This window comes from Stieleria tagensis (assembly GCF_024129865.1).
In the GTDB taxonomy this organism is placed as follows: domain Bacteria; phylum Planctomycetota; class Planctomycetia; order Pirellulales; family Pirellulaceae; genus Stieleria; species Stieleria tagensis.
This window is the reverse complement of record NZ_JAMYFE010000088.1, coordinates 1-3933: the sequence shown is the minus strand read 5'-3', so window position 1 is coordinate 3933 and position 3933 is coordinate 1. Positions and strand designations below refer to the sequence as shown.

Here is a 3933-nt window from a genome sequence, read left to right as displayed (position 1 = left end):
TCTTCACGATGGTCTTCAGAGGATCGTGGAGTTGGATCTGCACGGTTCTGATCAAGTGCTCACGGAACTCTACCTGCACGGCACTGAGCCCAACGAGATCGTGGCCACCGATGTATTTCACAGCGGCGCTTACGAGACAGTCTGGGGTTACACGGACCTGCTCGGCAGCTTGACTTCGGTTGCCAGTCAAGCTTCGGGGGACTGGAAAGTCGTGCATAACATCACACGCGAGTACGGTAGCGACCGTCAGCCCCTCGGCGACACCACCGAAGCGGTCCTTACCTCCACCACCATCTGGGCTGGGCATCACCTTGACGACGATACCGGCCTGCTCGAAGCCAAAGCCCGCTGGTACGATCCATCTTCCGGTCGCTTTATCAGCCAAGACCCAATCGGCTTCGCCGCGGGCGATGCGAATCTGTATCGGTATGTGGGCAATGGACCGACCGACGCCGTCGATCCGAATGGCCTCGAAGAATTGAATCTCTTGGACCATCTGACCGCATCGAACGGCACACGCACCGAAACGCTGCAACTGCTTGATTATGCGATTCAGCTGCGGAAAATCGACTCGCTACAAGCGGCTCAGTCAGAATCGCGCCGGAACCTGTTTGCAGAGTATGGTCGAGCAGCGGAAAACCCGTTTTTATCGAACCGGGGAACGACGCTAGACCAATACCAGTTACTGATTGGCGAGAGCCAGGAATTATCTCGCAATCTTCGGACTGCACGGCAGTTCATACTGGAGAATATCGAAGATGGTGGGCTCGACGAGCTTGAGATCCGCTACCACCGATTCTTGGCTGGAGACGCTGAAGGCGTGGGGCTGACAGGCGCCAATTCTGTCATTGACGCTATGCAGGTGTCTCAGTCGCACGCAATCAACTCGAGTGTTAGCCCGCTGGACTTTCTTGCCGCGGGCGTGGCCCGCGGGCTCGCGACGCAACTGGCAAACGCTTCGAAGGCAGAGTTGGCCACTGCTGTTTCGGCAGCAACAGTTGAAGATGCTATCGCAAACGTTACAATTTTCAGTCCGAGATTGGCCCCAAGGGGAACAAGTTCGTCTAATTCCCTTTGGGTACGAAATGGACGCGAACTTTCAACTGAGTGGGATAATGTACGGCCGCGTTTGAATCGCCAAGTCCATGGAAGTCGGAATAATCCGCAAGTCTACGACGCATTCTCAGATAGCCTCGTTACAGGCCAATGGCACCACGGAGTCATTTCACAACGGCATTTGACCGCAGTCAGTGGTCTAGCCGATCGCGTGTCTCCTTCGCTCGGCAACTCAATTCGTCGTTTTGGTAATGGCAATGTGAAACTGCTATCGCCATCTCAGCATTCTGTCGCAGATGCCTTTGCACATACTCGCGGTTTCACTCCTCCATGGTACGCGAGCGGAACAGTTGTTGGGCCCGGGCAGGGAGCATTCCGATTTAGCATAGGATCTCCTTACCGTACTTGGGTGGGACTGACGCCAACGCAGCGTGTATGGGGTAGCGTGGTCACAGTTGGTGTTGGATACGGTAGCTATCAGTTGGGCGATGGATTGGGCGGCTACGTTTTCGGAGATGAATGACATGCATCTTGTCCGACGTCTCTTAAAACGTGGTGTGTATGGCTACGACAGAAACTCGTTGCATCCTTTTGAGCGTTCGATGATGGACGCGATACTGAACTTGCGGATCGCAAACCTTTTGTTTATGTCCCTACAGGCACAAATCAAAGCCCTAATTGAATTTCATTCCGTGCGTCGCAGTGGAATCCCGGATTGGCTGAATCGGAGAATCGACGGTAGTGCGATCATCGTTGAGCAGGCTCGATTTGTCGGCGCTGAGTACGGACCGCCTCCGCTGAATCCCAATCCATGCTTCAAGTTTGAACTTGAATTGCAAAACGGTATGAGTGGTTCGGTCGTGCTCGTGGTGGATCAAGCGATTCGGCATTTCACTTTGATGCTTCCGTCTATGTCGGAATCCTACTCGGGGAGCGTAGTACGCGTTGTTCCGCACAATATTGCGGATGAGAGCAGCGTGTGGGCATCAAAGGCTACCGAACTCGGACGAATTGGGCCGACGGTTGTTGATGCGATCAGTAACAATGAATTCTTGGAAAATGTGATTGTTTGCCCAGGCGTGGCCTATACCAGTAACCGCTTGTTTGACATCGACCTGTGTGAATCTTATCGGCAGGTACTGCGATTTGCCGATGGAATTCGCGTAAACGGGCTTACGATCATGGGTTCAGTCGAAAAGAAAAATCGCATCTTCGAGGAAGCTGGTAGCAAGTATCTGGCTATTGGAGAGGATCATGACGCTTCGTATGCCTACAAAGTCGAGGGCGAAGCGACAACAGATCAGCTTCTTCGATTCAAACATCAGAGTGCGAAGGCCACGGTTTTGAATAACACATTGCTCGAATTGCTGGAGGAAGCCATGAATTAGTTGCCCCAAACAGTGCAGCGGGTGGGTTGTTCCGTCGCAAAGTCAACGTTGGTGAGTTCGCCGACCTTCCTGTGACTATGAACTTGAAAACGGTTCGTCGAATTGCTGGTGAGGCCGAGATTGGATTCAAGGGAATCAAGGTCAACATAGTTCGCGATCCGGGTTTGAAGGGTCGGGGCATTTTTGGTTACGCCCACCCGAACGGAAAGCAAATCGACTTGTATCCAGATGCTTTTGGAAGCCCCGAAACTCTTGTCCGTACTCTTGGACATGAGCGAACCCATGCGATGCAGTTCCAACTGCACGGCAAGCCGGGCGATTCAGTTCTTGGTGGACTGTTTGAAGAAGCGGCTTATGGAATTGAAGATGCATTCATTTTGCACTGGAGAAGTAGACTCAAATGACGTTCACTAAATGGCTACATCTGATTGGACAAATCCAAGACGCCGGTGGCGACACGAAGGCGATTGAATGCCCGAGTTGTTCAGCACTTGGGTCAATTGACTTTCAGTACGTTGGCAATGCAGAAACCCGTATCGGTTACGTGGCGGTGTGGTGCAAGAAATGCAACTGTGGAATCCAGTCGTCGCGTGCTCAGGCTCCTGACGGCTTCAACCTGATTCCGTTCGGTAGTCCACCGGACGTAATACGGAATCGCATTCCAAACTTCGATCAAGTTGAACCGGTCTCACTCGCTGATTGATCGCTGTTGAAACCGACGGCCAAACGACTCACCACCCGAACGCACTTGCAAGCCGTCGGAACCACAACGCCGCTCGGCTGACGCTTGCGTTCTTGGCGGGTCGCGAAGCGACCGCCGCGACGACACGAAGTCGTAGCAACCTCGGGCCGGAAGCCCGCCACGCTGGACGACCGCGCACCGGAGCGTTAGCGACAGCGACGACAGGATGTCGTCGCAATCTTCGGCAGGAAGCCGCCAGCCTGGACTAGAGCGCACTCGCCGAAGGCACGGCGACCTGGATGGTCGCCGCATGACGTAGCCCGGTGGCAGGACGCCGTCCGGCGGAACGCGACACGAAGCGGGGAAGCAAGGATGAAGGTGGAAGGCCGAAGGATGAATGAAGCACGGACAATGCTTGCCATCCCAAAGATGTAGCGACGTCGCGTGTAGCCGGGTCGTAGCGACCGAACGTAGGGAAGGCGGAGTGACGAGGCACGAGGAACGGAGACCGCACCGGAGTGACCGAGCGGAGACCGGGCGTTGTGAGCGAAGCCGACACGTAGCCTGGATGGCGAAGTGGCGGCGCAGCGAACCGAGGCAAAGCGGAACCGGCCCAGTGAACGCCAGCCAAGTCAATCAAAGTCAAACGGCCAAACGGTGCTGGCCAACCGTTGGAAGTCTCCGGGCCGGTGTAGCGGGATGCCGATAAGGACAGCGGAGCCCGGATGGCGAGTTCCGCTCAAAGAAGGGCGTAAGTGACCGCGACGAGCGTCAGCGACGTAAGCCGGGAACGGGACACTCCATCAA

General features: G+C 55.0%; 3 protein-coding genes. All 3 read left to right on the top strand.

The features are described from left to right. Positions 1-1579, top strand: a 1579-nt coding sequence (locus tag NHH03_RS20265; protein WP_253159051.1) for an RHS repeat-associated core domain-containing protein, incomplete at its 5' end; no start/stop codon positions are given. Next, positions 1572-2444 (top strand): hypothetical protein, encoded by an 873-nt coding sequence (locus tag NHH03_RS20260; RefSeq protein ID WP_253159049.1) that lies wholly within the window; start codon positions 1572-1574, stop codon positions 2442-2444. The genes NHH03_RS20265 and NHH03_RS20260, both read left to right, overlap by 8 nt. Positions 2445-2470: 26 nt before the next feature. Then, positions 2471-2848, top strand: a complete 378-nt coding sequence (locus NHH03_RS20255) for a hypothetical protein (RefSeq protein ID WP_253159047.1) — start codon at positions 2471-2473, stop codon at positions 2846-2848. Positions 2849-3933: the final 1085 nt, after the last annotated feature.

Bases quoted from the DNA above. Each gene is read 5' to 3' on its own strand.
- NHH03_RS20260 (WP_253159049.1), top strand. From the start codon at position 1,572: ATGAATGACATGCATCTTGTCCGACGTCTCTTAAAACGTGGTGTGTAT.